Genomic DNA, 5,810 nt, shown 5'->3' on the forward strand with positions numbered 1-5,810 from the left:
TAGATTGTTATTTAAACCATTTTTAGGTATATTAGAATATATTATACAAAAATATTTATATGCTTGTTTATTAATAAAATATATCAAATCAGTTTGTATCAAATTGATTTGTTATGCATAATATTTTTCAATTTTTAAGAATTGATTTTAAAATGAAAAAAGTGTGATTAATATGAATAAAATATTACATATTTTTATAATTTTATTAGCGTTATCTTTAACTTTAGGCGCTGTTAGTGCAGAGGATAATGCTACTGATGATGCGATTATTGCATCAGATGCACCTGCAGTTGCAGAAGCTCCTGCAGATCAAGCAGTTGAAAGTCAAGACTCCCTTCATGCGGCAGGCGGAGATGAAGTTACCACACCAAAAGCAGATATTGGTGTTGAAGTAACGGAAGTAGAAGATTATGGTGATTTTATCATATGGGATGTCCTCGCTTATAATTTAGGTCCAAATGTTGCTGAAGATACTCAAGTTTTCGTACATTTATCTGATAACTTAGCTTACTTGATGGATGCACAATTAGTTGATGATTTTTTCATGCCAATTACCGCTAATTATGGAATATGGTATTTAGGTGATTTCGCACCAAATACATTCACTGAAATGTTGATTGCAACTAAAACTTTAGATGATGGTCCATTTTATGTAGAGGCATTTGCAATCAGTTCAACTGAAGACCCAGATTGGTCAAATAATTATGATATAGCTTATGCTAGAGCTGACAGTACTCCTGTCGAAGCTGATACATTACCTGAAGCAGGTAACCCTATAGCAGTAGCTTTACTTGGCCTCATGGCAATTGGAGTCGGAGGATTAAGAAGAAAAGTTTAAGTTTCTAATTCCTAATTTAAGATTTTATATTAATTTAACACAACCATCGCTGACATTCCCCCTTTTCTAGTACTTTTTTTCCAAAATAGTCTTTCACAAAAAATTAAATATTATTGAATATAATATAATTATTAACTAATTATTTTATATGGTGAATTATATGGCTGATAAAAAGTTGTTAAAAGATTATACCAAAGAGGAAATAGCTGAATTTTCTGCACTAGAAAAAGAAGCATATGAAAAAGCAAATAAATTAAATAAGGAGTTTATTCATATTGAAAGTCTTTTGGGTGAATTAACCGAGCACTGGAAAGAATATTTCATTTTCCTGGAAGACCAAAAAATATCTAAAATTTGTGAATTCTATGGAGATAAAACCGCTCCATTTGATGATGAATTACGTGAAGCAATTGCAGCTAACTTGAAAACTTCATTGAATAGTGTTCACAAGGCTGTTAACTACAATACCAAAAAAATAGATGTAGGAAGAATAATTGATAGGTAAGTGTTATATTCAACACTTAACTACTTCTTATAATTTTGTACCACGGAAACCTTTCACCAGCGTAGTTGCTTATAAAGATGGAAACCATTGTGGTTATAACATAAATTATAACAACATCGATTGATGATATTGCCATCAATAAGCAAAACCCATTTATTTCAATAAAATAAAATACCAGTGAGTTACTATACTTGAAATGAGTAAAGATGCCTAAGACTACTGGAGTAAACACTATCGCCAGAATAAATCCGAAAACATATTGTATTGGATATATATTGCCTATATTTAAATTGAACAGGAAAATATATAGAAACATTTCAACAGCAGTCATAATAAATCCGAAAACACCTCCTGCAATTGCCTGTGCCATAGTATGCTTTTTTAAGGTAACCCTAGACCAAATCACTATAGGATACAGCAATCCGAATAATGCACCAACCGGTCCTAAAAGAATGATTAATGCACAAACTGGACCGCTTAATCCGGTTGTATGAATGCTTATCTTCCATTGTGTTGTAATTAGCATTACCAAAAATGTGTTAACGGTATAACATAACAGTAAGAATGTAAGAAAGTCATTCAATCCTAAAAATCTGCAAATCAAAAAACCTATAAAGTAGGATACTGTTCCAATAATCAGTGGAGTAAAGCGATCTTCCCTTCTGGAAATGTCATTGTCATTACCGCTTTTTTTAGCCCAGGACAATATGATTGCCATAGGTAAAATTGATGCAAAAACAAGAGAGATTAATTCTAAAAGAGGAAACTCCCATAAATTATTAATTGATAATGTCAGACAGATTATAAAAAATAATGGTATTGATATAATGGGGGGATTTGTAAAAGTTGAAATAGTTTTAGCTAATCTAAATTTTGAATTCATATTGTATAATATAACATTATATGTTATTAAATATGATGCTAAACTTTTTAAAAAATAATTTGCTAATTATATAATATGTTGGATGTAAATTATATCTTTGAAGGAAGCGGAGACAAGACAATAGTATTTATACATGGATTAAGTGACAGTCTTGAATATTGGAGAAGATTATCTGTAATGCTCAGTGATGACTATAATGTATTATCATATGATTTAAGAGGTCATGGTGAGTCCGAATGGGGAGATGAAAAATTTACAATGGATTTGCTTGCACAGGATTTACATGATTTGTTCTTAAAATTAAACATTGAAAAAGCAAGTTTGATAGCACTGTCTTTAGGTGGAAATATTGCATTAACATTTGCTTTAAAATATCCTGAATTAGTTGATAAACTTGTTTTAATGTCCAGTTTCAGCGAGAATGATGATAATTTAACATCCAAATTCAATGAGTTTAAAAAGGCCATAAACATTTCTTATGAAGCATTTTTTGATTCCATAATCAAGTATGTTATTCCCCAGGAGATTTATGATGAAAATAGGGAAGTCCTGGAGACGGTTAAAAATATGAAGGCTGAAACGGCCAACATAAAAGCTATTGAAAATGGAATCGATATCGGTATGGAATTCAATGTTACTAATCAGCTATCAAAAATTGAAAATGAAACATTAATACTGAAAGGCCGTGACGATGATATTATTTCATTAAACTTGGCACAGATATTAAATGATAATATAAAGGATTCCAAGCTAATAATTTTTGATGATACGAAACATGACCTGTTGATTGAATCAAATGTTTCAGAAATATTAAAAATAATAAGGCAATTTGTATGAAAGTATCTGTTATTTTATGTGTTTTCAATGAAGAGAAGTTCATTGGAAATGCTATTGAAAGTATTCTAAATCAGAGTTTGGATGATTTTGAATTTATTATTGTTAATGATGGTTCAACTGACGCTACATTAGATATAATTAACTCCTATGATGATGAACGCATTAAATTAATAAATCAGGAAAATATAGGTCTTGGTGCATCAAGAAACAAGGCAATGGCAAAAGCATCTGGTGAATATGTGATGTTTCTTGATGGAGATGATTGGTTTGGCCTGGATGCATTGGAAATTGCATACAATGAAGCGAAATCCAAAAATACTGACATCACTATATTTCAAATTAAATATTATGATGATGAAACGGGCAATGTTTCAGGCAATGACTGGTTTGATTTGAATTCATTTGATGAGTCATTTGATGATTGTGTATTTGCTCCCGGAGCATGCAGGGATTTTCTGTTTGACTTGTCCGTCAATGCATGTCAGAAAATATATAAAAATTCTTTTTTAAAGGAATCTGAAGTTAAGTTTGTAGAGGGAATATATTTTGAAGACATGCCATTCTTCTTTGAAATCTTTTTAAAAGCCCAAAGGATTTCTATTATCAGAAAACATCTGTATTATCATAGGAAGCATGCAAAATCAATCACTGATGTTATTGACTGTAATTATTTGGATACTGTTGCTGCAGGCCAGGAATTAATGAGAAGATTTATTGAAAACGGATTTTATGAAGAGTATAAGTTTGATTTGCTTGCATATAAAATTAATGGGCCGAGATTTGCGCTATCAGAAATCGTAGATGAATGTAAAGAACCATTGTTTGATTTAATCCATGAAGACTATTTGGAAATAAAGGATTCCATCTATTATGAGGATTTTTTAAAAGAACTGGGGCCTGTCAAAAGAAAATTCTTTTTGGATGTTATCAAGTGCAAGAATTATGATGAATTTAAAATGTCGCTAGATTAATTTCACACTTCATTAAATCCATATTAATCAATTAATTATGCTTTTTAATAATGGTTAAAATTCATTAAATTTATCCATATTTCCAATTATTATTCTTTCAAACGATAAATCTACATGGGCAAAACAATATTTCATATTTTTTTTAATTGTTGGGGGGAGATGTTGTTCAAAAAGTGAAGTATGAATAATTCAATTGAAAACTTAATTTATCCAAAAATATTTTAAATGATTTGAACCATATAATTTTTAATGATTGTTAATCATAAAGAAAAATCATGTCTATTTTTGAGTTTTTTATGTTAAACAATGAAAGTATTATGAAGGTTTGATAGATAATGGCTGATGAAAAAAACATTGAATTGATAAGGGGAGATCCTAAAAAAGCTATTGTTAAATTAAGTATTCCTATTATGGCTTCTATGATTTTAGTCATGATATATAATATAGCGGACAGTATATGGGTTGCAGGAATAGGTCCTGAGGCTCTTGCAGCTATTGGATTCATCACTCCATTATTTTTACTTCTGGTTGGTTTAGGTGGAGGTATTGGTGCCGGTGCCAATTCTTTAATTTCACGTTATATTGGTGCAAAAGACAGTAAGCAAGCGAATAATGCTGCTTTGCATGCAGTTTTTTTATGTATTGTTATCTCTGCCGTATTTACAGTATTGATGATTTTATTATTGCCGTCCCTATTGATAATGATAGGTGCAGGTGATTCCTTAGAATATGCTCTTGAATATGGATATATTATATTTGCAGCTCTTTTCATATTTGTATATTCAAATGTGGCTTCAGCTATATTCAGATCTGAAGGAGATATGAGGAGAGCTACAATAGCAATTGCCATTACAGCAGTATTGAATGCTATTCTGGACCCTATATTTATCTATGTTTTAAACTTCGGAATAACTGGTGCTGCATGGGCAACCGTATTTTCAGCTATATTATCCTGTCTTGTAATGTCCTACTGGATTTGGGGTAAAAAAGATTTATTCTTGGATTTATCTCTAAAAAACTTTTCATTTGATAAACAGATTATTATTGATATATTGTTGGTAGCAATTCCAGCAACACTTGAAACCATTATATTTTCAGCTTTAGCTATTATTATTAATGGAATGCTTGTAATAGTTGCCGGAACAACTGCAGTTGCTGTTTATACAGCATCAATGAGAATAGTTCAATTGGCTATGATTCCATTAATAGGTATTGGTACTGCAGTAATAACTGTGGCTGGTGTTGCATATGGTGCACGTAATGTGGAAAACTTAAAGACAGCACATAGCTATTCAATTAAACTGTCTTTTCTTCTTTCAGTTATAATCGGTGTGATAATGGTTGTATTTTCCAACCAAATAGCTTCAATATTTTCATATACTACTTCTAGTTCAGTATTGGCTCCGCATATTGCAACCGCTTTATCTGTTTTAAGTTTATTTGTTCTTGCAATTCCTCATGGTATGATGTCTTCAATGCTTTTCCAGGGTGTCGGTAAGGGAATCAATTCTTTAATACTTACTTTATTAAGATCTTTAATATTTGAAAGTATATTTGCATATTTATTTGCATTTATTTTCGGATGGGGTTTGGTTGGAATATATGCAGGTGTTGTCTTAGGATGTTTTGTCGGGTCAACAGTAGGTTTTATCTGGGCTAAAATATTTATTAAAAGATTTGGTGAAAACCTGCATTCATAATTTTTTATTATTAATAAATTTAAAATTTTTTAATTTAATTAGATAATTTATTATAAAAGTATAGAATATTTATATT

Annotated in this window: 6 protein-coding genes; 5 read left to right on the forward strand and 1 reads right to left on the reverse strand. The window is 30.5% G+C overall.

The features are described 5' to 3' along the window. The first annotated feature begins 172 nt into the window (after nt 1-172). The gene (locus tag ACKI3Q_RS04060; protein ID WP_407414518.1) at nt 173-838 is read left to right on the forward strand and encodes a hypothetical protein; all 666 of its coding nucleotides are present in this window, start codon (nt 173-175) and stop codon (nt 836-838) included. 160 nt (nt 839-998) lie between these two features. Beyond that, nucleotides 999-1,343 carry a hypothetical protein gene (locus ACKI3Q_RS04065; protein ID WP_407414520.1) on the forward strand — a complete coding sequence of 115 codons (345 nt, stop codon included), beginning with the start codon at nt 999-1,001 and terminating at the stop codon, nt 1,341-1,343. 16 nt (nt 1,344-1,359) lie between these two features. On the opposite strand, the gene ACKI3Q_RS04070 is transcribed toward ACKI3Q_RS04065, so the two are convergent. Continuing rightward, nucleotides 1,360-2,226: a hypothetical protein gene (locus ACKI3Q_RS04070; RefSeq protein WP_407414522.1), complete on the reverse strand. Its 867-nt coding sequence runs from the start codon at nt 2,224-2,226 to the stop codon at nt 1,360-1,362. Between the two features lie 75 nt (nt 2,227-2,301). Between ACKI3Q_RS04070 and ACKI3Q_RS04075 the strand changes: the two genes are divergently transcribed. The 3 genes from ACKI3Q_RS04075 to ACKI3Q_RS04085 all read left to right on the forward strand — a co-directional run bounded on the left by ACKI3Q_RS04075 (nt 2,302) and on the right by ACKI3Q_RS04085 (nt 5,734). Further along, a complete protein-coding gene (locus ACKI3Q_RS04075) occupies nt 2,302-3,063 on the forward strand; it encodes an alpha/beta fold hydrolase (protein ID WP_407414524.1) in 762 nt (253 codons plus the stop codon). Further along, nucleotides 3,060-4,034 (forward strand): glycosyltransferase family 2 protein, encoded by a 975-nt coding sequence (locus tag ACKI3Q_RS04080; protein WP_407414526.1) that lies wholly within the window; start codon nt 3,060-3,062, stop codon nt 4,032-4,034. Before ACKI3Q_RS04075 ends, ACKI3Q_RS04080 begins: the two co-directional genes overlap by 4 nt. Nucleotides 4,035-4,369: 335 nt before the next feature. Beyond that, entirely contained in the window at nt 4,370-5,734 is a 1,365-nt protein-coding gene (locus ACKI3Q_RS04085; protein WP_407414528.1) for an MATE family efflux transporter, read from the forward strand. Nucleotides 5,735-5,810 lie beyond the last annotated feature (76 nt).

It is taken from the genome of Methanobrevibacter sp., assembly GCF_045636185.1.
In the GTDB taxonomy this organism is placed as follows: Archaea; Methanobacteriota; Methanobacteria; order Methanobacteriales; family Methanobacteriaceae; genus Methanocatella.